This is a genomic window from Gordonia aichiensis (assembly GCF_039946255.1).
GTDB lineage: Bacteria > Actinomycetota > Actinomycetes > Mycobacteriales > Mycobacteriaceae > Gordonia > Gordonia aichiensis_A.
Window position 1 is genome coordinate 112,671 of record NZ_JBCDWL010000007.1, and the last position, 25,064, is coordinate 137,734.

Below are 25,064 nucleotides of genomic sequence, written 5' to 3' on the forward strand. Positions count from 1 at the left end.
GAACTCTCTGGAAACCCGGAGAACCAACCCACCACCAGTTGGAGGAAGAAATGAACGCAATCTACGTGGCCGAAACCGTCACCAACACCGCGGCAGGCGTCGACAGCCTCGTCAACATGATCAACAACACCACCAGCCTGCTGAAGACTGTCGGTGTCGCGATCATCGTCTTGGTCATCGTCGGTGTCGGCATCTCGGTGATGTTCGGAGCATTCGGCTCCGGCCAGAACCTCCGAAGCAACTTCGCGAAGATCGGCATCATCATCCTGGGTGGTGTCCTCGTCGGCGGGGCGACATTCTTCGGTGGTGTCGCCGTCGGCACCGGCGAGCAGGTGACAAAGTCGCCGTCGTCGAACACCAGCGGCGTGAACTAACTCGGGTGACCTGATGGTGGAAGACAACGGCGCCCAGCGGCCGTACGCACTCGACTACACACCGATCGTCAAGCACCGCGGAAAACAGTTCACGATCGGCGACCTGTCGCTGTCGAAGATCAACGGTATCGACTTACAGTCGGCAGCGGTGGCATCAGTACCGGCAGTCATCGTGGGTGTCGGTTTCGCTGTCGTGTTCTTCATTACGGGCATCACGGTCTTCTTCGCCATCATTCCGGCACTCCTCGCCGCCATCGGCACCTACCTGTGGTTCTCGCGCGAGACGACTGACTCGCAGGCCCCTTGGGGGCGTGTGCTGATGGCGATCACTGTTCGGCGAAACGCGCCGGTCCGGATCAGCGGAGGTCTCCCGACCGTCAGATCGAGCAACGTCCTGTCCGAGCTCGTCGGACGCAAACATGCTGCGGCCGACAACTACCCGACGACGCTGCGGTGGCTCGTCATCGTCAAGCGCGGCGACCCGGCACACATGCTCGCCAGCGCCGCAATCCCCAACCGCACTGCCTACCGACCACGCCCGGCCGGAGTCGAGTTCGGCGTCGAAGACGACCAGTACATCTACGCGGACTGGATGGAATACCTCGCCAAGCCGATGGCCTGACCTGATACTTCACCGCTCACTGCTCGAGAACCGAAAGGAAGACACCTCATGGGGATCCTGATCATTCTGCTCGTCGTGATCTTGCTGCCTACGGGAGGTGCAGCCGCGTACCTCAAGATCGCCAAGAAGGGCGTCTTCGCCGAAGACCCGTCCTCGCCGAACAGTCGCGCCAAGGACCTCAAGGTCAAGGAAGTTTCCGATAACCGCCGCCTCGGCTACCGGTACTGCGAGGAGTTCCCGTTCTGGTTCATCAAGGACGGCGGAGTGTGGACAGGCGTCAAGATGGCGTCGACGACCGACGAGTTCGACACCGAAGCCGAGCAGGAATCGACGATCGCGCGCACCACCGAGGCTCGTCAGGCGCTCCTGAACTACTTCACGAACAAGGACCCCAAACGCGAGGTCCGCGTCCAGTGCCACGAACTGGTCCGCAACCGGCCGCCGGACACGGCCGAATGGCAGAGCAGCTACCACCAGTCCCAGTGGGATCCGAGCAGCCTGTTCACCGAACTGATCGACGAGCAGGTCCAGCCGCACATTGCCGATGCAGCCCCCGAACGCGCCCACTACCTGCTGATCCGGCTCGGTGACCAAACCGCGCCCCGCCGCATTGACCCGCTGGCGGCCATCGTCGACGCCGACGACGAACTGTCCGACGAAGTCTTCTCCACCGCCGAGCTCCGTAAGTACCGCCAGCTCGCCCAAGAAGTGATCCAGCGGATGGCTGAATACTCGGCGCCGATGTCCCGCGCTGAGCTGGCCTGGCTCATCCGCAAGCCACTGTCAGGGACGTTCCCTGTTGATCTGGACCGCGACTATTCGCGGACCCGATTTGCTCGTAACAGTTGGTTCGATCAGATCGCGGACTTCGATGGGTTCAACCTGAAGAGTCAGGCCGCAGTCCAGGTCAACGACCCGAACCCGACCAGCGAAGATGAACCAGCTTCCAGCTACACCGCAGTCCTGACCGTCTCAACCTCCGAGATCACGATCCCCTTCGACTACTGGAACGCGTGGGCGCGAACCCTGTCGGGACTGCCGAACCCACCGGAGATCTCCTGGCGATACGCGATGGTCTCTGAGGCCCTGTTCCGCAAGCAGATCCTGAAAGCCACCAACAACATCGCCGACGAGGTCAAAGACCGCACCAAGGACGGCTCCGAAGCGGCGCTGATCGACACCAAGTTCGGGGAGCTCGCCGGCGTCTCGGAGATGGTGCGTCAAAGTATGGAGACAAGGTCGACCGCCGGCCTGATCGGACAACTGCGGATCAGCATCACCGCACCGACCCTCGAGCTACTCGACATCGCCGAGCAGGACGTGCGCGAAGCGATGAAGAACTTCTGCAAACTCGAACGCCGCAAGAACATCCAGTACTTACTCGTCGAGGAACAGCTGCCCGGCGACTGCAGTGCGGCCAACGTCGGACGACTGGTGATGAACACCGACGCCGGAGGCATCGACGTCGGCACCAGATACACGGACCTGGACATCCTGTCCATGGCACGGATGGATTCCTCGCCTACCGTCGGCGACGACCAGACCATCACCGCACACGGCGACATCCGCGGCTGGTTCGGACACGTCATCGGGTACGCATCGGAGAACGGCAGCATCGTCCACTTCGATCCGTTCGTTCAGATGGCGCGAGACTCCGGTGCCGGCACCGCGATCATCGGTGCCTCCGGGCACGGCAAGTCGACATTGGCATTGACCCTGTTCTTCTGGGCCAGCGAATCCGGCGCGCAGACCGTCGTCATCGACCCCAAGAACGACTTCGAGGCGTTCGTGTACTACCTCTCGTTCGGATCCCAAGTGCTCGCTGACGGCTTCAGGGAAGACGCACGCCGGGGTGTCCTCGGAACGCCGCATTCGCGGTTCCAACCCATCAACCGCGATTTTTGGGCCGACACCAAGATCGTCTCACTGACCTACGGCGACAACGGTTCGATGGATCCGTGGCTGCTGACCGGCGACTTCGAAGACGGTATGCAGCTCGCTCGCCGCCAGGTCGAGCACCTCTTCGCCGACTACGACCCGCAGTCGGGGGCTCGAGTCCTCATCGACCTGGCGTTCGCGAAGATCCGCGAGAACTACGAAGCAGCGCGGGTGACCGACCCCGACCCCGAGCTGCCCAGGCTCGGCGATCTGATCACCGGCATCGCAGAGCAAGCCGAGTACTACCAGGAAGTGTTCAAGGCCTCAGACGAGGACCGCGTCGCGCAGATGCAGGCGCAGCAGCAGATCGGTCAGATCAAGGTCGTGCAGAACCGACTGGAGTCGGCGCGGACCTCCGACAACTCAAGACTCCTGTTCGGCTCAGACAACCCCGACACCGATGCTGCTCTGCGTGGCTTCAACCACCGCCGCACAGTCATCACCATGATCGGCTTCAAACTCCCGACCGACCCGGAAAAGATCAAAACCGACTCGGGTGCCCGCAACGCCAGCGCGGTCATGTTCACAGTCCTGTGGCAGGTGGAACGGCTATTCTCCGGTGCCGGCGACACCATTAGCCCGAACAAGAAGACCAAGGGACTTCGCCCCCGACTCCTCATCGTCGACGAGGGCTACATGATCACCGCGATGGAAGCCGGAGCGGAGATGCTCAACGTGGCCCTCCGCCAGGGTCGCTCACGGAACTTCGGGGTCATCTTCATCAGCCAGCAGGCTCTGGACATCGGCAAGATCGAGAACGCGGACCGCGGCGACGATGCCGACCCGGACCAGAACCAGTTCTCAACGATCTTCGTGTTCAAGCAGAAAGGCGACAAGGAAGCCAAGGACGCGCTGCGCCTGCTGCGATCTGGCGCCCGAATGTCGTCGGTCGAAGAAGATGCACTCGCCGAACAACTGCGACTCCCGCCGGGCTACTGCGTCATGAAGGACTGCGACGGCCGGGTCGGGACCGTCGCCGTCGACCAGATGTTCAAGGAACTGTTCGCCGCCTCCCAGACCAACGCTGTTGAGCGGCCCAAGTACCAGTCGGTGAACCCACCGTCAGATCCGCGCGACTGGACCCTGCTCACCGAGATCCGCGACTCCACCCGCCGCACCATCGTCCGCGACCGACTCAACGAAGCGACCGCGGAAGTCGTCCAGTTCGAGTTCCCCGAGTTCGCGTCGTCCTCCATCTAGCCTCAGAAGGGCCAGTACATGCCAGTCATCGCTACAGCACCGCGCGTGTGGGATGCCGTCGGACACCTCGGCAGTCGCACTCGCCGAGCGCTCGATGCAACCAACTGGAAGAGCGCCGCGAGCGTGCTCTTCGCGATGGCGATCCTGAAGGTGATGTGGGCGAAAGCCGGCGTGGGTGTCGCTGTTGTCTGGCTAGTGCTCGTCCTCATCGGAGCCGCCATCGTCCTCGGCCGGCGACGGTTCCCCCAGACCGCTGGAGTCATCGCCTCCTCGACCTTGTCGGCGACCGCCGTCGTCGTTGCAGCGTTCCTGTCGATCGCCGCCAGCGGTCTGCCGGTGGTGTCGTGGCCGGTGATGCTGTCGGTCCCGATGCTGCTGATCGTGACGGCGGCGGTGTTCGTCGCACCACACCGCGGCGTCCACACCGGATGGAGTGTCGCGCTCGGCCAGACACCGATTGTTCTCGCGCTGCCCGTCGGAGTGATGGCCCCGACATCGGACTGGACAGCGCTCGTCGCGGTCGGGACGTTCATCGTCGCGATCACGGGGGTGTACTTCCGGTCCCGACACGCCGAGCCGACTCAGGGTCGCTGGCGCCGCGTCGGCCGGAAAGTCGGGATGGGCGCGGTGGCGGTGTTCGCAGCCGTCACGGTCTCGCTCGGTGCGCCCGGAGCAGCGTCGGGGATCTTCGGTATCGGCGACATGGTGGAGTCGATCAAGAACGACATGCTCTGTTCGTTCACCCGCCCCGACCTGACGCAGCAAGGCGTAGGCACCGGACCGGAATCGATGCTGCCGTCGCGGAACTTCGGCCAGGTCAAAGGCTTCTCGAACGTCAATGAGACACCGTCGTACTCCGACCAGATCGGCCAGTTCGACCGCCTCGGCGCCAACCAGTCGATGGACAACTACACGCTGTATGAGATCGCCGGGCTGCGCGGCATCAAGTTCGTCAACTGGCAGAAGAACGACTCCGGAGACGAACAGTGCTCGATCATGCCGTGGCTGTCAGTGACCAGCGGAAACATGATCATGAGCCTGAACACCTACATTCTGCAGGGAATCATCACCCTCAAGGAAATATCCCAATCGGGTAGGCCATTCGAGTTCCTCTACGACAAAACCATCCCCCTCGTCGACACCCTGTTCAACGGCCTCTTCATCCCCGCCGCCGCCTTGATGTTCGTCCTGCTCGGCATCTCAGTAGTCGTCCGCGCCGTCAGCGGCGGAAATGGCTTCCGCGAGGCCGTCGGCGATATGTGGGGGACAACGCTGGCGGTCATGGTGGGCGCGATGCTGTTCAGCGGCCTGACCGTCGCCAACTGGTCGAACCCCGATTCGAGTGGGTTCTTCTACTTCGGGTCGATGCTGGACTCGGCGACCTCGAGCGTGAACTCCGCAGTCGCCGAAGCCTCATTCCGCGCACTGAATCTGGACGGCAGCTCCTCGCTGTGCAAGCAGCCGCGACCAGTTCCGGCCGCGACTGGACAGGACGAGGCCTACGTCGCGGCAGCTCCAGGACAGCGGTACTCCTCATGCATCTTGGCTGAAGGCCTCGCCTACCGGCCGTGGGCGCTGGGCCAGTTCGGCAGCGCAGGCAACGACCAGATCAGCCCCGCGGAGAAGACCACCCGATTCGGAGACCCACGGATCGGCGGCAAATCGAACCTGGTGACGTCCAAACCAGACGCAAAGGGTCAGGGCGTTCCCTGCTACAACAACTACCTCGGCTGCGCCGACATGCGGTCCTACCTCATCGCCCAAGAAGGTGGCCCCAGCTTCGACGCCGCCCGCAAGGTGTGCATGCAGGACGAAGGTGACTACACGCACCTGATCCAATGCGACCCCTACCATGCCGTCGCCAACCAGCTGGTCCTGCTGGAGAAGAGCAACAAACCGTCGATCGCGAACGCTGCCGGTGGCATCAGCCGCTCCTACCACGGAGAGGGACTGTTCCCGCACCTGACGCAGTCAATCGTCGCGCTGGTGGCGAGCCTCATCGTCGGCGCCGGCGTCGGCGTGATCAGTGTGATGTCCCTGTGGTGGCAGTTCATGCTCCTGGTGCTATTCATCACCGGCGTCCCCCGACTCATGTACGCGTCGTTCCCGGGGCGGGCCAGCGCACTCAAGGAATACGGTGCCGACTTCGTCTCCACCTTCCTCCAGCGCATCGGATACGGGCTGCTGTCGCTGGCGATGATCGCCGGTGTGGCACTCATCTTCGGTGCCGGTATGGCCATGGGCCTGAAGATTCTGTTCACCGCCCTGCTGATGTTCGGAATGATGCGTTCGTTCAAGAAGATCCAGGACGCGATGAAGATCAAGGGGTCGACCATCGAAGGCCCGGCAAGCACAGCAAACCGCACCACAGGCTTGCTTGGCGGCCTTGCCCTCTACAAGGGGGCAGAGATGGCCGCGAAGACGACCGGCGCGACTGTGCGGGGGACCGGACGCGCTGGCGCGTGGGCGGTTCGGAAGCCGAAGCCCGACTCAGCGACCGTCGCCGCGTCTGCTGCGGCCGCCGCGGTCGGCGGTTCGGCGGGATCGAAGACGGGGGCCACCATCGGGGGAGCTGGCGTTGCGGCGCCGCCGCGGTACTCGCCGGTCCGGCGTGCAGCTACCGGCGTCGTGTCCGGCATCAACAAGGCTGACGAGAAGGTCGCTTCCGGTGCTGCTGCAGTCGGGCGCGGCGCGCTCGTTGTCGGTGCCCCGATGCGTCGCCCGGCTGCGTTCGCCTCCGATTGGGCCGCCGACAAGGCGCACCAGGGACTTCAGCGCGGCCGTGGTGCCGGACGCCGGATGGACCGTGCGTTGGGAGCGAAACTGCCCGCCTCGAAGGTCGATGGCGAGTCGACGCAGACAGCGACCGCGTTCGGTAAACGAGCTGTCGCGACCGGTAAGGAAAGGGTGGAGTCGGCGGTGTCGTACCTGACGCCCCGCGCCTACGCCGACTACCTGTCGCCGGAGTTTAAGGCTCGCGCCGATGCTCGCCGCGATGCAGCTCAGGCCAAGGGCAACACGTACCGGCCGCGCAGCTTCTCCGAATGGGAAAAGGGCCGGGACTTCGAGAACCGGCTGTACAAGGCCCACCGCATCGAGCGCCGTGGCGGCGGCGGGCAGTAACAGGAAACCTCGCCCCTACAGTGTCCGAACACAACGTTGGAGAGATCAATGACCGATCAGCCCTTCCCTCCGAAGGTGCCCCTGGACACCGGCCTCCGTGGCGGCGCGCATCGACCCGAGGCAACCCCGGCCGAGGCTGCTCCGGCGGCACCTGCGGTGGAGGCTGTGGCCGCCGGCATCGACGTCCAGTACTTCCTCGACGATCCCAGTGAGGCGTTCCTCGTCGTCGAGTTCGCCGACGGATCCGCCGCCGAGGTCCCCCTCAGCGAGATCAAACTTGCCCGACTTCGCGCTCAACTCGACGCGCAGGCCGAGGCGCTCGCCCGTGCGCGCTGGGAGCTCGGCGGGGGAGAGCCCGACGACTTCGTTCCCGCCGAGAACGTGGCGCCGATGGCGGCGATGGGTGAGGCTGCACAATCTGCCGATCCTGCGGCAGAGGTCGTCGATGACGACGAAGGGCTCCTCGCCGCAGTCGACCGCAAGACCCGCAACTGGCGCGACCCGCTGCACGCCGGCCCCGTGCTCGATGACCTGCAGAAAAAGGAATACAAGGGCCGCAATGTCGGCAGCATTCTGCTGTACGCGCTGATCGGTCTCATGGCGCTGGGACTGCTGGTCAACGCACTCATGTTCGGCGGTGTGCTGTGACCGTCGCCCACCCGCCGCGCCAGCGCGTCTCGGCATCGCCGACCAGCACTCTCGCGCCAGCAGCATCAACTGCATCGACGCCAGAGGCCAGTCACATGCCGGTAACGACACCCGCGGTGGCGCCTTGGGGCTTGACCTTGATCACGGTGGCATGGCGGCGGTGGACAGCGCTGCTGCTGCTCGGCGCAGTTCTCGGCGGCCTCGAGGTCAGCAGCCAAGCAGGCCTGGTCCTGGTCGTGGTCGCCGTCATCGACATCGTCGCCTCGACGGTGTTCTTCACAGTCCGCGGTGCCTGGCGTAAGTCGCGGGGCAGACGTCGCCGGAGTCGCCGGTGAGAGGCAAGACCGCAATCCTGTCTGCCGTCGCGATCGCACTGCTCGGCAGCAGTTGCAGCAGCCCTGAGACCGCGGAACCATCACCGACCCCCGAGCTCAGCATCCCCGGTCCAGAACAGTCCGACTCAGCCACGCCCAGCGAAGACCCTGACATGCCGTCGCACGGAACGGACTCTGGCAGAAGCACGCCGGTCGCTAGGCCGGGCCGCAGCGATGCCGCTGTCGCCTCGGTCTGCGAGGCATTCGTCGTCGGGTACGCCGAGTTCAGCCCGTTCGACTTCGAGCCCGCGCAGGACTGGCAGAACCGGTGGAAGCAGTACGCGACGCCGTCTCTGCTCGGGCGATCCCAGGTCACCTTGAACAAGAAGTGGGCGTGGACTTGGCAGACTTCGAGGAAGGCGTTCGACGTCCGGATCCTCGAACCCGGCGAGATCATCACTGCTGACCGTGACTCCCTTCAGCGAGTCGTTCGCGTTCAGGCAGACAGGCTGATTCTCGGGATCAACGAAACCGGCGACAAAGCTCGCACACAGAAGCTGACGTTCCTGTGCGACATGAAACTCAACGCGAGCGGCAACCGTGCGCTCGTCGACGACGTTCAACAGACTCCGGACGGCCCGCCGAGGGGCGACTGACATGACATCCCCGAATGCCGGCCGCCCGCCACGTCAGCGGGTGAGCGCTGCGGGTACGCCCGCTGGCGGGAAGAAGCCCGACAGCACTAAGAAGAAGGTCGCCAACGAAGCTGTCCGCAAGGGAGCCGCTTCAGCGATCAGCGGAGTAACAGGCGGTGTCGGCGCGCCTGCCGCCGCAGCCCTGACCAGCCTCATCGGTACAGACGAGAAGGCTAAGAAGCGGCGACGGCAACTGTACTTCGCCGTCGGAGCCATCGTCTTGACTCTGGCGGTCCTCGTCGGTTCGCTCCTGGCGATGGCGCTCGGCTCAGCGATCCTCGGCGGCGGCTCCGGAGCCGCCGGCACCAGCAGCGTCGAAGACGGAACGTGCCTGGACATCACAGCGCCCCGCGTCACCGATGGGGGCGGCCAGAACAACGGACGAACCGCCGCTGCAGGCAGTCTCGGCGCACCCTTGGATGCGGTCTACATGCAGTCCGCATCAGGGTTTGGTGGCCGCGACGCGCCCACTGCCGGAGCCACCAGCTGGCATGACGGCATCGACTTCAGCGGCCCCGGAATCCATGGGAAGCCGATCTACGCCGTCGCCGACGGCGTCGTCGAACAGGCTGGCCCAGCGAGCGGGTACGGCAACTGGGTGCTCCTCAATCACACGATCGGCGGTAAGCGGGTCACAACCCTGTACGGGCACATCGAGGACGGGCACCTCAAGGTCAAAGCCGGCGACAAGGTCAAGGCCGGACAGCAGATCGCCGACGTCGGCAACGCCGGCGTCTCGACGGGGCCGCACCTGCACTTCGGTGTGTACCCCGGCGGCTGGAAGTCCGGCGCCGGGGTTGACCCGATGCCGTGGCTGTCGAAGTTTAAGGCGGTTGGCGGCCAGCAGCCCGGATCGAACCCGCGACCGCAGAACCCGCCCAACGGAGGGGAAGGCCCCCGCGCTCCAGCATCGTCGGATGTGGTCACCGAAGCCGACTGGGACAAACTCGCCGCACTGGAGTCCGGCGGCAACTGGAAGATCAACACCGGCAACGGGTTCTCCGGCGGCGTGCAGTTCACGGCGTCGACGTGGGCCGCCAACGGCGGCACCGAGTATGCGCCCGAAGCATGGAAGGCCTCCAAGGAACAGCAGATGGAGGTCGCCAACAGCGTCCTCCGAACCCAAGGCTGGGGTGCGTGGCCGCCGTCAGAGCGGGCCGGGATCCGCGGGAAGAAGCCAGCACCTGCGGGCACGTTCTTCGGTAAGGGCTCGGCTTCCAACTCGAGCGACCCGTCGGCGTCGGGCACGCCCACCGACCTTCCGAAGTCGCCGAAGGGTGACGAGCGGAACCTGCAAGCCGCGGCGCAGCGCGGCATGCGGCTGGCGGCCCAGCAGTTCCCCGAGGTCCCCTCGATCGGCGGCTATCGCGGCGACAACGACCCCAAAGACCACGGCACCGGCACTGCGATCGACATCATGGTGCCGAACTATCAGTCGGCGTCGGGAATCACGCTCGGCGACAAGATCGCCAAGCTCTACATCGACAATGCCGGGGACCTCAAGGTCAAGTACGTCATCTGGCGGAACAAGATCTGGCAGGGCGGATCCTGGTCGGACTACGGTTCCAGCGGCGACGACAACGCCAAGCACAACAACCACGTCCATGTCAGCTTCAAGCAGTCCGGACCGCCGACCTCGTCCGTCACCGGGCTCGCCGGCACCGGGCCAGGACAGGGCAGCGACGAGGCCCCCGACGGCGCCCAGCCCTATCCGCCGACCGGGGATCAGAAGAGTCAGAACCTTTCACCCGAACAGCAAGCGAACATCAAGGGATTGATCTCGGCGGCTCGCCGATCGGGAATCAAACCAGCTGGCCGCGCCGCGGTCCTCGCGATTGCGTACGCGGGGGCACAAACCAACTTCGTGTCCCTGACCCCGACGAGCGATGACAAGCGGACCGGTATTTTCGCCGAGGTCAAACTCGAAGGGTCCGACAGCGGTGACCTGTCGAACCTGGTGAACGTGCCGTATGCCGGCAACCGGTTCATGGACAGGCTCAAGGAAGTCGCCGACAAGGACCGCGGGTGGGCGCGCAAACCGCTCGCTGACGTCCTGGTGGAGATGTATCCCGAGCAGGCGACGCGGGGACCTGAGTTCGGGTCGTGGGAGCAGCTGTCGATCGGTGCGGTCACCAAACTGTGGAGCGACCCCGCAGCGGCAGCGAACGCGGCGATGCAACGAGCGAGCACCGACGTCGAATGCACGCAAGGGGTGACCGGCGGCCGCAAGCTGAAGCCGGGTGCGGTCCCCGAGCGTTTCGTGAAGTGGATCGAGCTCGCCGGACAAATCTGCGAGGGGATGACTGCGCCGCTGCTGGCAGCGCAGATCGAGCAGGAGAGCGGATTCAACGAGCAGGCCACGTCGAATACCGGCGCGATGGGCTCGTCGCAGTTCATGCCTGGCACCTGGCCGACGTGGGGCAAGAAGGTCGACGACAACGGTAAGCCGATCGGGCCAGGCGGGTCGGGCAACCCGCGCAATGCTGCCGACGCGACGATGGCGCAGGGGCACATGATGTGCAACGACTACGACGCGATCGTGAAGCTGATCTCCGAAGGCAAGGTCAAGGGAGACCCGGTTGCGTTGACCCTGGCCGCCTACAACGCCGGTCTCGGCGCCGTCATCTCCGCTGGCGGGATGCCTTCCGGCGGTGACTACACCACGCAGACCCAGCCCTACGCCGAGAAGATCATGGCTCGCGCGAAAGAGTTCGACGGCGGCGGAGGAAACCTCACCGGAGGCAACGGTGGCACCGGAGCGGGCACAGGAAAGTACAAAGAGATCGTCGAGATCGCGATGGCCCAGCGAGGGAAGCCGTACGTGTGGGGAGCTCGCGGCCCCGACGCGTTCGACTGCTCGGGCCTGATGCAGTACGCGTACAAGAAGGCGACCGGCGTCGACATCGGCGGCTGGACAGGCGCCCAGTATCCGCGCGGCATCAAGATCAGCCAGCAGCAAGCTAAGCCCGGCGACCTGGTGTTCTCCGCGATCGGCGAGCAGGGTGGCGCCCCCGGCCACGTCGCCATGTACATCGGCGACGGAAAGGTCGTTGAAGCGCAACAGGCTGGCGTTCCCGTCAAGGTGTCGCCGGTCCCCAAGGACGGCGTCTACATGCAGTTCCCCCTCGACCGCGACTACAAGAATGCCGCGTGACGGCAAGGAAGGCCGACACAATGCTCGCCATGCAAACCCATCGACATCTACGGCGCGCGGCGGCGACCGCTGTCGCGGCCGCGACACTGCTGACAGCCGTCGCCTGTGGAGGCCCGGCTCCGGCCCCTGACGCCGGTGATTCGGCCGCGCCCGAGGCTCCGGTGACGCAGGCGCCGGCGAGGCCGACGCTCCCGCGGCCGGAGCCGGGAGATGACGGGAACGATCCGCTCGCACTACTGGTGACGATGTGCGAGACGGTGTTCACCCGAGATGCAGGAACCGAGAAGAGCTACTCGGACTCCTATCGTCGAGCCAAGCCGCTGATGACGGCCGCGTTGGCGAAGGATCTCCTTAAGCCCGCGACCGTGGAGCGCCCGTTCCCGCAGTGGGTGCGGTGGCAGAACGAGAAGGCTTGGATCCAAGGCCGCTGCACCGTAACCACGTCCGAGCACCCTGTCGACACGCCGACGTCGGTGGCGCGGGTCCTGGCCGTCACCGAGACCGCCCATCCCGGATCAGACGCTGACAGCACGACGACCACACAGGACTGGGTCGTGTATGCCACCGCAGGCAAGGGTGATGACGGGTGGCAGGTGTCCCAGTTTCGAGTCCAGACCACATAGACGACACGGTTCGAAACGTTTCGAGTGTTTCTGCCCGTGTGGAAATCGACCTCGTAGCGTGACCATCACCGTCGGTGAACACGACGGCCCGCAGCCACAAGCCGGACCGAACGAGAACCACCCCATGGCCCCGCGAACCGCCAAAGATGCTTGCCGAGCTGGTGCCGCACACGAAACGCGGTCACCGATAGCGTCAACACCAACAGCAACCGACAGCACACCAAGGGGATAGGACATGGAAAAGCGCGGCATCGTCAGCGACTCGATCAGCACCGCGGGCGCAGCATTTCGCAGCATGAGCCGCAGCGATCGGCAACACGATCGCGACCGGCTGGCCATCACAATCCTGCTCGGCGCACTCGCTGTGCTCTGGGCCATCGGATTCTCACTGTTCTTCTGGGGGAACGCCGGCAACGGACTACTCCTCGTGGGTATCGCCGCAGCGATCGCGACCGGAGCCTCCTTCGTCTACGCGACCAGGGGAGCGGCCGCAGTGCGTGTCGTCGGAATCGCGAGCGCTGCCATCACTGCCTGGGTCGGCTGGATCGGCGGACTGAACTGGGGCTTGTCCATCGGTGGCGCTGTCCTGACGGTCCTGCTGGTGCTCGGAGCGGTGGCTGGACGCACGCGCCGACTCCCGCGACTTCTCGCAGGGGCGATCGTCGCGGTGATCCCGCCGACGACATTCCTGCTGTCGAAGATCATCGGCGGATGGGTACTCCTGATCGCAGCTCTCCTGGGTGCAGCGTTCGTCGCCTGGCAGATCAACCTTCCGAGACGGGCCGTCGTCCGGGAGGCGTCCCGCCGGTCATCGATCCCGATGCTCGGCAGCGGACTGTTCACTTTGTCCTCGCTCCGAGTCGATCCCCCTACGGGCGTCGACCAGCAGACGCTGATCGAGCGTGTGGAGGCAGACCAGGCGACCGCTCGCGCGTTGGCTGAACTGCCCGCAGGGTGGTTCACCTTCCACTCGCGGCAGGCCTACACCGGCGACATCATCGACCACGTCGTTGTCGGCCCACCCGGAGTGATCGCACTCCGCTCGGAACGGTTTCCCGGGCACCTTCGACTCGATGAAGCGAACATCACCGATGTGGGGGTTCCGGTGACAATGGACGAGGCTGACACCGGGCTGGTCGTCTCCGAAGTGCTGTGCGAGACCGCAGCAGCGATAGACCATCACCTGCTGACCCCGAATCGTCGGCGCGTCACGCGAGCAGTCCTGGTCGCCCACGACGGCACCATCGACGGGCCGATGCTTATGCAGCAGGTTGTTGCCGGCGGTGTCTCGGACGTCGTGACATGGGTGACCCCGGCAACCCTTGTCGACTACCTGATGTCGCTGCCGACCGCGGGTTTGGACGCGCAGTTCGTCGAAGACCTGGCGACGGTCGTGGACTTCCAGCTCCAACCCGCCGACTGAGCGATCAGGGGACCGGAACGCAGAGGTAGTAGCGAAACGAGTGAGGCTCCCACACCGCCCGGTGTGGGAGCCTCACTCGTTTGTCTCAGGTGCGGTCAGGACGCTGCCCAATGCGGCTGGTCGGTCACCGGCGCGTTGTTGAGGGAGCGCGGAGCGTTCTCGACCATCTCCTTGAGGATCGTCGCAGCCTTGATCAGGGCGATCGTCAGCAGGATGAACGCCGGCCACAGGTACTTCGCCTGACTGTCATCAGCGAATGCGAGGTACAGGATCCCGCAGGGCAGGATGCTGGCTGCGACGCTCAGCCATGCGCGGAGCAGTCCGCCACGCAGCAGCGCCGGCCCAGCCAGCAGCAGCGTGATGAAGCCGGCAATGATCATAACGACGGCGTGCATGGTGTTGCCTCCTTCGGTGAGACGGTCTCTGCGCCATACGGTATGACACGGGTTTCCCCTAGCATACGGCTACGACAGAACAGGGTGCGGAACTCGCTGAATCGGTTGCCTGCGCCGACTAGCTGCCGTCGGTGTAGAAGTTCGGCTTGTTCTCCGCTGATTCGCGGTCGAACCAGTTCACAACGGTTCCGGTGAAACTGGACGTCGGGCCGAACTGGGTAGCGTTTGGGGCAACCGCGACGACGAAGAATCCGTCCGCCGTGCTGTTGTTCAACGACGCGCGGCCGGTCATGGCCAACCGGTCCGTATCTACCGACAGCGATCCAGTCGCCGAGGTGTTCTCGGCGCAGGTGAGCTCGTCGGCGCCATTGTCCTTGAGGACCTGTGCTGCCGCGGCCGACACCTTGTCGGTGACCTGCATCGGACAGGTCTTATCGGCCTTGGAAACGTACTCATCGCCCGCGGGCGTCGGGGCCGGCGGAGTGGACACGATCGGGTTTCGGTCCTGCGGGAGACCACCGATGATCACCGTCGTCGGGAACTCGGTATTGCCGGCGTCGATGGTGAACGTACACGTCGGGACACCTGCGATGCGGCCGTCGTCGTGCCCAGTGACCTTCGCGGTTCCCGCGGCATTGCTGGTGCCGTAGACGTTCATGGCGCCGACGGTCTTGGTGATGCCGTCGACGAGAGCGTCAGAGCAGCCACCTGCGTCGTCGATCGCGGCGAGGAACGGCGTGAACGGGCCGACCGGAGCCGGGAGCTTCACCTCAGAGGCCGGCGAGCTCGACGATGGGCCGCCCGAGGGCGGGTTGTCACTGCTGCCGCAGGCAGTCATGGCTAGCAGTGCGCACGCCCCCAGACTCGCGGCTGCTATGCGTCGATTGAACACAGTCACTATCGGCTTCCCATCTTCTCGGTGATCAACGACAACAGTGTCAGGTCGAACACGGTGCTGTCGTACTCAGGGCTCGGCGTCACTTCATCGAGCCGTTGATCGACCTTGTCCATCGTGCTCTGGAAGCGGCGACCGTCCGCCTGCAGAGACCGCCACGCGCCACGAGCTCCGGAGCGTCGTTTCCCGCGCCGCCGAGACTGTTTGGTGATCGCATCGCGTGCCCCGCCCCCGGGGCGTTGCCGCGGCTCGGGATCACCGTACGGCTGATACCCGGTGTCATCGACCGGCTCCCGGACAGGTTCGATCCCGTCGAGGAGGTCTTGCGTTTCGTCGACGACGTCGCTCCAGCGTCGCGGGACGACTGGAGTCGCCAGCGAGGGGTCGGAAGCGATGCCATCGCGGCGCGCACGCTGCTCCTCACGGCTGAGTGAGGTCCATCCGCTGGCGCCGCCGGCGGCGACGGCTTCCATGCGTGCCTGGGCGATCGCCGCTCGCTGCGCAGCCTGATGGTGCCGCTTCTGCCATTCCTGCCATTCGGATCGACGGCCCTGCGACATATCCATTCGCAGTCGTGCGTGCGCCATGTCGAACCGTGCGTCGCCGAGCTGCTGGTGGTAGGTCTGGGCGTGAGTGTTCGCAGGCAGGGGCGGCATCAGCGACTGCTGCTCACGGCGGTAGCGGTCCATGATGCGACCTTCGACGACCTGTGCAGCGAGCTTGCCAATCGTCTTGTCTTTCGGGTTCTGCCCGACCAGGTGCTCGATCTCGGCGAGTGTCTCGCGCTGGAACGCTGCCGTGGCGTAGAGGTCGGCGCGGCGACAGGCGACGTCGCGGGCGAGGTCGAGGGCGTCGGCCTGCAGCTGCGCGCGTTCACCTTCAGGTGCCTCGGACAGCGCGGCCGCCACCCGCTCAAGCCTGCCCTGAATTGAAGCGAGCGCTCTGCGCTGGCAGGACGGGCATCGGGGCCCCGGTTTGCGTCGGCACACGAAAAGTTCCTCCTCTGATGCTGGAACCATTGTCGCGCAGACGTTTCACCACGCCGGGAGGTCGCAGGAGGGGCGACTAGATGACGTCGTTCTTGCATCAAATCCAGTCCCTGGTATCGTCCATCACAGCGCCGAATCACCTGAGATTCGGGAAACTCCTGGGTCTTCGATGTTCAGTCCCAGTCGCTTACCGGCTCACCGCCGAACGATGCTCAGCGTCGAACGATTGCGGTGGCTGATTTCCGCGACCCAAGGAGAACTCATGGCAATCCCACACTGCTCGGACCGTGCGTGCACGGTGCCGTCAGCCCTGTGTGGATCCCATGGCGCGACAGACCACCGCATGCCATGGCGTGCGGTTGGGGCCGGCCCTCGGGGTCACTGTTTCGAAGCCACACAAATCGGTTGGTGAGAGCTGGCAGCGCGCCAGTTCTCACCGACCGGACCCCATGGCACAGGCCCCGGCATGGCAGAATCTAGGTCGTGACGACGACTCCCGAGCTCTCCGACTTCGCGCTGGCGCTGAACCAGCTGTGCGATCAGAGGTGGCCGAACGGGTCCCGATCGGCGAACCGCGAGATCGCTGCGGCAGTGGCCGAACACACCGGACGCAGTATCGACCGCCAATACATTCACCGACTCCGCAACGGCGTCGTCCGAAGCGTCAGCAGTGAGGTCCGTGACGCGATCTGCCTGTTTTTCGACGTCCCGCTGACATACTTCTCGTCTCCGGCCGGTGATGGCACTCTGACCGAGCAGATGAAGGCCCACAGCTTGGCGGTGGCCGGGCTGCGGTCCTCGGAACTGTCGGATGAAGGGCGCCGCGACCTCGAGCGCGTCTTCGAGGAGGCCTCGGCGATCCTGCGACGTGAACGCCAATGAGAGGGCTGCGCAAACCCTTCCTTGTCCGCCGCATGGATGCTATCGCCGAACGTGTCGCCGCGGCCTGGTGCCGCGAGAACGGCTGGCAGTGGGAATCATTCGAGGAACTCGTCTCCCAGGAGACAGCGGTCGAAGTGCTGACCATCGTGTCCTCCAACTTCGTCTCTGGTGAGGTCAGCGGCGCGGCACTCTGGGCGCCGTGCGGAACTCGTGCGTGCATCGTGGTGCCCGACTCGGTTTCCCTGGAACATGCCATCCACGTCTGCGCGCACGAAGCGTGGCACCTGATCGCCAACCACGCGGGCTGCACCAATGGACCCGGCGAGGCAGAGGCTGAACAGTTCGCAGAGCGTGTCGGTGAATGTGTTCGCACTCGCCGCCGCGGCATGTCAGGTCAGTGGGCCGCCGCGCTCGGTGCCCACTGAAGTCGCTCGTATGTCTGTTGCATTCGATCGCGACATCGCGACGTTCGTCATGCTGATCGGCGCGGCCATCGGCCTGTCGCTGGGCATCGTGGGCGCGATCAAAGCCCGCACGCCGACGCTGCTGATTGGCGTGGCAATCCTGTTCTACTCGCTCACCGGATTGACCTACGTTCCGCTGATGGGGTCACCTGCCGAACCGATCGACATGATGTCGCGGGCGTGGGGTGCGATGACAGCGATCATCGCTGGCGCGTGCATTCTGGGTGTCGTATCCGAGACCCGGAGCACACTGCGCGGGGCCGCAGACGAAGTGCGTTCGCGGTGGACGATCTTGCTGTCGATGCTCGCTGCCATCTCCTTGGCAGCGATCTACTACGTCCTCCAGCCGTACCGTAATCTGCCTGCGTCGGCGGACTTCCTCAACGAGTACGGACACCTTACCGGCGTCTTCATCTACCAGATCATCTTCGCGATCTGGATTGCTGTTCCAGCTAGCGCCCTCGGCTACTCACTGGCCCGCACACGGAGCTTCGGCTGGCCTCGATGGCTTGTTGCTGCGGGCGGAGCCAGTGCTGCAGCGTGGGGAATCTGGAAGGTCGGCGGCGTTTTCGGAACCGTCGCCGGCATTGAAATAGCGGCCGCGAGCCCTGTCTCGGTGGCCCTCGGCCTATCAGCGCTCGTGCTGTGTGTGAGCGGTCTGGTGATCATCCGGTGGCGCGAGCTGCTGGCTGCGCGCCGCGAACGGATCGCCTACCGGCAGGAGCGGGCCGCCGAAGACGAACTGTTCCGGGCGACCGGGTCCGGCAGCCCCTGATCAGCCTTCGCCGACCAGGTCCTTGCGGTACAACTTCCCGTTGTCATCGCGGGGTAGTTCGCCGCGGACGACGATCCGGCGGGGCATCTTCACCGACGCCAATCGATCGATGAGATGGGCTGCCACGCTGGCGGGATCGACCTCGGCGCCGGGCCGGGCGACCACGTGCAGTACGACCTGTTCGCCGAGATCGCCGTGTTCGGCAGGGACGCCCACGGCGGCCGCGTCTTCGATGTTGGGGTGGCTGAGTGCGGTGGCTTCGATCTCGGACGGGTACACGTTGGTGCCGCCGATGATCACCACTTCAGATGAGCGGCCGGACAGATACAGGAAGCCGTCGTCGTCCAGGTAACCGATGTCGCCGACGTCGATGAACTCCGGCTCCAGGCCTCCGTGGTTGAGGTACCCGAACCGGGGCCAGTAGTCGGCGCCGCGCACAAGCAGTCGCCCTTCGGTGCCGGCCGGGACAGGGGTGCCGGCGTCATCGACAACCTGGACGGCGGCGCCATCTGCGGGACGGCCTACGGAGCCGGGGTGCTCGAGCCATTCGTCGGCGGTGATCCAGGTGATGGTGCCAGCCTCGGAGCAGCCGTAGAACTCGGTGAGTGCGTTCCCGAACAAGTCGATAGCCCGGCGTTTGATGTCGGGCGGGCAGGGCGCAGCGGAGTGGATGACATGGGTCAGCGACGACAGGTCGTAGCGGGAGCGAACCTCTGCTGGCAGCGACAGGATCCGCGAGAGCATGGTGGGGACGACCTTGACGTGCTCGACGGCGAACTCGTCGATGAGGGCCAGCATGTGCTCGGAGTCGTAGCGCTCCATGAGGATCAGGTTGGAGCCCATCCGCAGAGCGAGAGTCGAGATCGCGTTCGGTGAGGTGTGGTACAGCGGCCCGGCGATCAGCGCAGTGCCTCCGTCGCGCAATCCCATTCTTGTAGCCGTGCTGCCGGCCACGGACAGGATCTGGGCCGCGGTCATGGTCTCCCGAGACACGCCCTTCGGTGCGCCCGTGGTGCCCGATGTGTAGATCAGGCCCAGTGAGGCTGCGAGAGCTCCCTCGACGTGCTCGAGGGTGCTGGTGTGCTCCGCGATGAGGTGGTCGACGTCGACGAGGTTGGCGGTGGGGGAGAGTGCGATGAGAACAAGCTCACGGCCAGCGAGCGCGGCCGCGGCGCCGGCGGTGTCAACGAACTCGGGGCCGACAAACAAAACTGTGATGTTGGCGTCGACGAGGACGTGCCGGATCTCGTGCGGAGTCCAGTGCCAGTTGATCGGGACAGGGCGTCCGCCGGCTGAGGCGATGGCAATAGAGGCCTCGACGAAATCGATGCTGTTGTGTGCCAGAAGCCCGACGTTGTCGCCGACGGCGACGACGTCGTCGTCGTGGATTGCCGAGGCGAGTCGTCCGGCCCGGTCGAGGCAGTCGGCTTGCGATCGGGAGATGCGTGTGTGGTCGGCGCGGGCGAGGGTAATCACTGGTCCGGTGTTCATCGAGTACGAGTGTTGCACACGTCATGTGGTCCATATAGAGTAGCGTCTGCGTTCATAAATGAACGTTTGCTTCGTGTTGGGGGAGTCGCTGGTGGTCGATGTGGGGTGTGGGCTTACTGGAGAAAGCCGTATGGCCCGGCACCGAGGTGCCAGGCCATACAGAGTTTCGAAGCCACACAAATAGACCCAGAGGAGACCACAATCTGTGGACTCGCTGCAATCGACTAATTGCGTGAAATACAACCGATCGCACATTGATGCGACCGGGACTCAAGTTCCGACCCGAAGGTTGTGTTCCTTGAGATTCTGCAACCCAGTCTAGTTGTAACGCACGCTGAGTCAAGCGGGCCGCCACATGCGACTGGATGACATGTCGGATTCTGTGCTTCTGGTCAAGACGAAGGCTTCCAATTGTCATAGTTCATCGTCATTGTCCGAAATCCATTGGATCCCGAACAGCCCCGCCACCCGCGACCACACGCGAGTGCTCGCCCCCGCAGAGGCTGTCGCATTCAGCGCATGCTCGACCATGATCTGAGCAGCCTCCTGCTCAATCGTCCCGCGAGCGAACAGCAGGAACCACGGTGAAGTCTGCCCATCACGATGGGTACGCCCGATCACCTGCTGGGCTGCGATCCCCGAGTACCGAGGCTGATGCATCAGCCCTACCCGCGGCGTCGACGACGCCCGCCTACCATCGGGCAACTCCTCGTTGGCATGCAAGCTGATCGCCGACGTCTTCGACACCACACACACCGGCTTCACACCCAACTGGAACGCCAACCGCTCCTCAGCGGCATCGTGATCACCGTAGATCCGCGAGCATGCGACACCTGCAGCCTCGATCGCCTCCGCAATCGGATCGGCGCCGGTGGTCACATGCTCGACCGAGATCACCACCTGCCGGCCCTTCTGGACCTGCGACAAGGCGAGCCCGACCGTGTGCCCCACCCGCAGAAACGACGCTTTCTGACGGAACCTGATCAACGCGGCGCGACCACCCTGACCATCACCACGGGTACGGGCGATGTCGTTCGCGAGACGGAACTCACGCCACTCCTGCTGGTATTCGGCCAACTGCGCCGCATCCAAGTCGACACCGATAGCCCGCACATGCGGCGCACCCCACGGCGCCGCTCGATGCACGATCGCCGATGGCCTCGCCGACGCCAGCCACCGCTGCACCTCCCCAGTCGACCGCTGCTGCAACGTCGCATCCTCGCGCGCCGCATCAGACCAGCGGTAGTCGCCGGGGGAGAACTGATTGGGCACCAGCGGATGACCCAACGCAATCAACCGTCGACCGACATCACTCCACTGGGACAGCCGCTCGCCACGCACTGCGGCAATCAAGGGCGCGAGAAGGAGGTACTCCGATGGATTGTGGCCGAGCGTGGCCGTCACCGACAGAATCGGAACCGGTCCAGTCCTGAACTCGGCGACCTTCTTCAACAGTTGGGTCCGCTCCGACGGGTGTCGGAAATTCTGGGTCTCATCAGCAATGACGAGATCGAACGACTCACGAATACCGCCGCGCGGGCCGAGCAGCCGCTTCAACTGATCCGGCGACGACACCACCCAATCCAGACCACCGTCCCCGACGCCGGCGATCGCAGCCGCCCACGACCGCATCGTGATCGCGGCCGGCCGATCGACAACTACGAGGACCTTCGCCGCCGGCCGATCAGCCAGGAAGACGCGGGCCGCCGCAATCGCAGCCAGCGTCTTGCCGACACCTGTGTCCGCACTCAGTACAGCGTGATTCCAGGCGCGCAGTGATGCCACGAGCTCGGCGGCCATCTCCTTCTGAATCGGACGCAAGGTCCAGCGAACGCTCTCCAGCCGAGGCCCGGGAGTTCGGTTGTAGGAGTCCTCGATGCGCCGCAGCCGCGTGTACTTCATCGACGCGAACGGCACCAGCTCCGGAGGCAACTGCACACCGACGAATGCATGCACTCCCGGATCGGGGTACCACCGCACCTTCGGGTGACCCATGCGGAACGGCATGTCCAGAACCCAAACACGCTGACCGGCCGGCGGCACCTCAAGGGTCAGGACTTCGCGGACCCGCTTCTTGGGTTTGCGCCGCGCCCTGGTGGCCACGATCAGACTGTGGCGGCGGGTTCCGGCACCCGCAGTGCCATGGTCGTGTTGTAGAGCTGCGCCAAATGCAGTAGCGCCGCCGCCAACGGGGCAGGAGTGCCTTCGTCTGCGGAGCGGAGCGTTTCGGCGATCTGCGTGAGGACCGCAGGCTGTGCGGCCATCATCGCCCGCTGATTGTTCTTATCGATCGCAGTCCCGAGGTGATACTCGGTGCCGTCAGCCTGCACCGCACGCATCGTGGAGGCGGTGTCCTGGCTCAGCCCCTGCCCGGACATCCATCGGCCGCCAGTACAGCGGGTGACGACGGTGCCGTCGATCTGGTCAGCGACGCCGCGCATGAACGTCACGTCGGGTTCGGTCAAGGCCATGCGAGTCTCCAATGGTGGTGCTCATCTGAATCTGCCCCACTGTAAACAGCGCCTTTCCCCCGCGAGCTCGGGGTCTTGCGTGCTGTTGAGGTCACAGCAGCATGCCCGCCGGGGCCGTCCGCTGCGTCGACAACTGCGCCGGTTGCAGCAGCAGGCCAGGGTTGAGCATCGACTTAGCGCGGGTCACCGCCACGTAGGCCAGCCGCTGCTCTTCGGCGCGTTCCTCCGGGGTCGGCGCCATCGGGGAGCCGTCGGGGTCGTCGTTGAGGTAGAAGTCGTCGGCGATCAGCACCCGGTCGAACTCGAGGCCCTTGGCCTTATGGACGGTGGTGACGACCGTGTCGGCGCGGCGGGGATGGACGAGAGATTTCAGGGCTGCTTCGACGGTGTCGACGCCGTGATCTTCGACGAGTTTGGTCTGCGTCGCCAGGTCGGAGGCATCGGGCTGATTCTCTACGTACTCCAGGAGCTGTGACCAGCGATCAAACGCCGCGTACTTGACCCCGTCGGGGGACTGCCCGGTCTTCAGCTTCCGGGCGGCGTCGCAGAACTCGAGGGCGCCCTTGGTGTCGCCGACGAGCGCGGCCTTCCGTCCGGTCTTCTGTGCGGCGATCACTTCGGCGAGTGCGCCGCCGTTGGTGCGCGACAGTACCGCGGTGACGTCCCGTACCGTCCAATCGACGACGTCGTCGACGGCCGGGTTCCCGCGCACCTTCACCGGGTTGTCCAGCAGATCCATGAAGACGTTCGCGGCCTCGGCGATTCGGTCCCCGAACCGGAACGACTGCGACAGGGTCGCTGTGTGGTCGGCGCGCATCGAACGCAGGGCGTCGACGGCACCAGTGAAGGCGTAGATCGACTGTGCCGAGTCGCCGACGTACACCCGCTGCAGGTGCCCCTGCCCGGCAACGAGGGATTGGACGATCGGGTTTGCGTCCTGCGCCTCGTCGAACATGAGCACGTCCTCCGGGCGGCCGATGGTGGGCCGGGAATCGACGTACAACTTCAGGTAGTGATCGTGCTGGAATCCGACGGCGAACGAGTTCGGGTCCAGCAGATGCTTCCAGGCTCGGCGAGCGGCGGGGAGAGCCGCTTCAGCCAGCTGTTGTTCGGCGACCGATCCGCGGTCGACTCCAGGGATGTCGGGCATGTGCTCGATGCCGATCCGGGCGTCGAGGGTTCGGCAGAACATGTTCACCGCCTGTAGTGCGTAGCGGCCGACCGAGTACGCGGAGAACAGTTTCGGGCCGCCGGTCAGGTCGACGACGACCTTGCGCGGCAGGATCGCCTCCGCCGTCGTCGACCACGGCGGCAGCTCAGAGCCGAGCTTGGCCAGGAGAGGTCCGTACGCGGTGTCCACCATCGCCTTCCGAGCCAGCGAGTGCACGTTCGTCGACATCGTGTTGTGCGGGAACTTGGTGCGTGCTTCCTCAGCGACTGCCCGCGTAAACGTCAGATTGAAGATCCGGCGGGAGGGCTTCCGGTCTTCGTCGAGTCGAGCGAAGGCCAGCAGCGTGGCGGACTTTCCCGACCCGGCGACCGCAGTCATCTTCAGATCACCCCCGCCCAGGTACAGCTCGGTGGCGTACTCCTGCTCCTTGGTCGGGGTGTGCCCACCGAAGGCGGCCTTGAGTCGGTCGTGGGCAGACAGAGGCGGCGCGGCCGTCGGCAGCTGTGTGCGTGCGGGCCGCCGTGAGGTTTCACCGGAGCGCTCGCCGACCACGGTGGCGCCCAGATCTCGCTGCAGGACCGCGATGGCCTCGGCGGTGGACGCGTCCACGTTCCGCGTTCCTCCAGTCCCCGCCGTGAGCGGCTGCAACGCCGAAACGTTCATCGTCGAGATCAGGTATGCCGCCAAGACTCCACAGGCCTTCGCGTCATCGAGTGCGCGATGCGAGTTGACGCCCGGGAGCCCCAGCAGTTCCAGGAGGCGAGCGAGTTTGTGGGAGTCGGCGTCGATGTGGCGGCGGGCGGTCTGCAGCGTGCACAGGCCCTGCCATGCCGGGAGCCTGCCACCACGGCGCGCGTAGGCAGCAGCAAGGAAGCGTGCCTCGAAGCTGATGTTGTGCGCGACCAAGCCGCTGTTGCCGACGAACGCGACGAGATCGTCGAGCGCCTCGTCCAGAGGGCGTGCGGCCCGGATTTCGCCGGCGGTGATGTGGTGAATGCGCTCGGCGGCCGGCGGCAGCGGCACGTTCGCTCCGGGATTGGTGACGCGGGAGAACGTGTCGAGAACGGTGCCGTCCGGTGCCATCTTCGCTGCACCGATCTCGACGATGCGGTGATTCTCAGCCGAGAACCCGGTCGTCTCGAGGTCGATCGCGACGAACGGGTGCTGTGCGAGCACACCAGTACCGCCATCAGGGCGATAGGCGGTGCGGGTGGTGATGATCTGAGGAGTGTCCATCGGTGGTCCTACGGGCTCGTGTGGCTTCGAAGAGGTTCACCAGGAGTATTGGCCTCAGCTTTCCGCTGGCGCGGCACGCACGCAGGATGGTGGAGGGGGTGTGGTGTGTGTGAGCGGCGGCGGCCACCGCCGATGATTCTGCGGCTAGATGTGTTCCGTTCGGAGCAAGTACCGCTGGCAC

21 protein-coding genes are annotated in these 25,064 nt (G+C 65.0%); 13 read left to right on the plus strand and 8 right to left on the minus strand.

Annotation, left to right across the window (positions count from 1 at the left end):
- The first annotated feature begins 50 nt into the window (after window positions 1-50).
- The 3 genes from AAFO60_RS10505 to AAFO60_RS10515 are packed head-to-tail and all read left to right on the plus strand — an operon-like array spanning window position 51 to window position 4,134.
- Window positions 51-374: a TrbC/VirB2 family protein gene (locus AAFO60_RS10505; protein WP_347956148.1), complete on the plus strand. Its 324-nt coding sequence runs from the start codon at window positions 51-53 to the stop codon at window positions 372-374.
- Between the two features lie 13 nt (window positions 375-387).
- On the plus strand, window positions 388-996 hold the full coding sequence (locus tag AAFO60_RS10510; protein WP_347956149.1) for a hypothetical protein: 609 nt from the start codon (window positions 388-390) through the stop codon (window positions 994-996).
- Between the two features lie 48 nt (window positions 997-1,044).
- Complete coding sequence (locus AAFO60_RS10515) at window positions 1,045-4,134, plus strand: ATP-binding protein (RefSeq protein WP_347956150.1); 3,090 nt, start codon at window positions 1,045-1,047, stop codon at window positions 4,132-4,134.
- 2 nt (window positions 4,135-4,136) lie between these two features.
- On the opposite strand, the gene AAFO60_RS10520 is transcribed toward AAFO60_RS10515, so the two are convergent.
- Entirely contained in the window at window positions 4,137-4,679 is a 543-nt protein-coding gene (locus tag AAFO60_RS10520; protein WP_347956151.1) for a hypothetical protein, read from the minus strand.
- A gap of 73 nt (window positions 4,680-4,752) precedes the next feature.
- On the opposite strand from AAFO60_RS10520, the gene AAFO60_RS10525 reads away from it, so the two are divergent.
- The 7 genes from AAFO60_RS10525 to AAFO60_RS10555 all read left to right on the plus strand — a co-directional run bounded on the left by AAFO60_RS10525 (window position 4,753) and on the right by AAFO60_RS10555 (window position 14,114).
- A complete protein-coding gene (locus AAFO60_RS10525; RefSeq protein ID WP_347956152.1) occupies window positions 4,753-7,257 on the plus strand; it encodes a hypothetical protein in 2,505 nt (834 codons plus the stop codon).
- A 48-nt stretch (window positions 7,258-7,305) separates the two neighbouring features.
- Window positions 7,306-7,905 carry a hypothetical protein gene (locus AAFO60_RS10530; RefSeq protein WP_347956153.1) on the plus strand — a complete coding sequence of 200 codons (600 nt, stop codon included), beginning with the start codon at window positions 7,306-7,308 and terminating at the stop codon, window positions 7,903-7,905.
- Window positions 7,906-8,036: 131 nt separating this feature from the next.
- A complete protein-coding gene (locus AAFO60_RS10535) occupies window positions 8,037-8,240 on the plus strand; it encodes a hypothetical protein (protein WP_347956154.1) in 204 nt (67 codons plus the stop codon).
- Complete coding sequence (locus tag AAFO60_RS10540) at window positions 8,237-8,875, plus strand: hypothetical protein (protein ID WP_347956155.1); 639 nt, start codon at window positions 8,237-8,239, stop codon at window positions 8,873-8,875. The genes AAFO60_RS10535 and AAFO60_RS10540 overlap by 4 nt, the downstream gene beginning before the upstream one ends.
- A 1-nt stretch (window position 8,876) precedes the next feature.
- Window positions 8,877-12,068 (plus strand): transglycosylase family protein, encoded by a 3,192-nt coding sequence (locus tag AAFO60_RS10545; RefSeq protein WP_347956156.1) that lies wholly within the window; start codon window positions 8,877-8,879, stop codon window positions 12,066-12,068.
- A 29-nt stretch (window positions 12,069-12,097) separates the two neighbouring features.
- A complete protein-coding gene (locus AAFO60_RS10550; protein WP_347956157.1) occupies window positions 12,098-12,691 on the plus strand; it encodes a hypothetical protein in 594 nt (197 codons plus the stop codon).
- Window positions 12,692-12,986: 295 nt separating this feature from the next.
- Window positions 12,987-14,114: a hypothetical protein gene (locus tag AAFO60_RS10555; RefSeq protein ID WP_347956158.1), complete on the plus strand. Its 1,128-nt coding sequence runs from the start codon at window positions 12,987-12,989 to the stop codon at window positions 14,112-14,114.
- Window positions 14,115-14,209: 95 nt separating this feature from the next.
- On the opposite strand, the gene AAFO60_RS10560 is transcribed toward AAFO60_RS10555, so the two are convergent.
- The 3 genes from AAFO60_RS10560 to AAFO60_RS10570 all read right to left on the minus strand — a co-directional run bounded on the left by AAFO60_RS10560 (window position 14,210) and on the right by AAFO60_RS10570 (window position 16,312).
- The gene (locus AAFO60_RS10560; protein WP_347956159.1) at window positions 14,210-14,509 is read right to left on the minus strand and encodes a hypothetical protein; all 300 of its coding nucleotides are present in this window, start codon (window positions 14,507-14,509) and stop codon (window positions 14,210-14,212) included.
- Between the two features lie 118 nt (window positions 14,510-14,627).
- The gene (locus AAFO60_RS10565; RefSeq protein WP_347956160.1) at window positions 14,628-15,278 is read right to left on the minus strand and encodes a hypothetical protein; all 651 of its coding nucleotides are present in this window, start codon (window positions 15,276-15,278) and stop codon (window positions 14,628-14,630) included.
- A gap of 128 nt (window positions 15,279-15,406) precedes the next feature.
- Window positions 15,407-16,312: a hypothetical protein gene (locus tag AAFO60_RS10570; RefSeq protein ID WP_347956161.1), complete on the minus strand. Its 906-nt coding sequence runs from the start codon at window positions 16,310-16,312 to the stop codon at window positions 15,407-15,409.
- Between the two features lie 564 nt (window positions 16,313-16,876).
- Between AAFO60_RS10570 and AAFO60_RS10575 the strand changes: the two genes are divergently transcribed.
- Genes AAFO60_RS10575 through AAFO60_RS10585 form a run of 3 tightly spaced genes read left to right on the plus strand, consistent with a single transcriptional unit; the run spans window position 16,877 to window position 18,514 of the window.
- A complete protein-coding gene (locus tag AAFO60_RS10575; RefSeq protein WP_347956162.1) occupies window positions 16,877-17,275 on the plus strand; it encodes a hypothetical protein in 399 nt (132 codons plus the stop codon).
- On the plus strand, window positions 17,272-17,700 hold the full coding sequence (locus tag AAFO60_RS10580) for a hypothetical protein (protein WP_347956163.1): 429 nt from the start codon (window positions 17,272-17,274) through the stop codon (window positions 17,698-17,700). The genes AAFO60_RS10575 and AAFO60_RS10580 overlap by 4 nt, the downstream gene beginning before the upstream one ends.
- Before the next feature lie 10 nt (window positions 17,701-17,710).
- Window positions 17,711-18,514 carry a hypothetical protein gene (locus AAFO60_RS10585; protein ID WP_347956164.1) on the plus strand — a complete coding sequence of 268 codons (804 nt, stop codon included), beginning with the start codon at window positions 17,711-17,713 and terminating at the stop codon, window positions 18,512-18,514.
- Here AAFO60_RS10585 and AAFO60_RS10590 read toward each other — a convergent pair whose 3' ends face one another.
- The 4 genes from AAFO60_RS10590 to AAFO60_RS10605 all read right to left on the minus strand — a co-directional run bounded on the left by AAFO60_RS10590 (window position 18,515) and on the right by AAFO60_RS10605 (window position 24,883).
- Window positions 18,515-20,005, minus strand: a complete 1,491-nt coding sequence (locus AAFO60_RS10590) for an AMP-binding protein (RefSeq protein WP_347956165.1) — start codon at window positions 20,003-20,005, stop codon at window positions 18,515-18,517.
- A gap of 414 nt (window positions 20,006-20,419) precedes the next feature.
- Window positions 20,420-22,108 (minus strand): DEAD/DEAH box helicase family protein, encoded by a 1,689-nt coding sequence (locus AAFO60_RS10595; protein ID WP_347956166.1) that lies wholly within the window; start codon window positions 22,106-22,108, stop codon window positions 20,420-20,422.
- Window positions 22,109-22,110: 2 nt separating this feature from the next.
- Window positions 22,111-22,476, minus strand: a complete 366-nt coding sequence (locus tag AAFO60_RS10600; RefSeq protein WP_347956167.1) for a hypothetical protein — start codon at window positions 22,474-22,476, stop codon at window positions 22,111-22,113.
- A 91-nt stretch (window positions 22,477-22,567) separates the two neighbouring features.
- A complete protein-coding gene (locus AAFO60_RS10605; RefSeq protein ID WP_347956168.1) occupies window positions 22,568-24,883 on the minus strand; it encodes an exonuclease domain-containing protein in 2,316 nt (771 codons plus the stop codon).
- Window positions 24,884-25,064 lie beyond the last annotated feature (181 nt).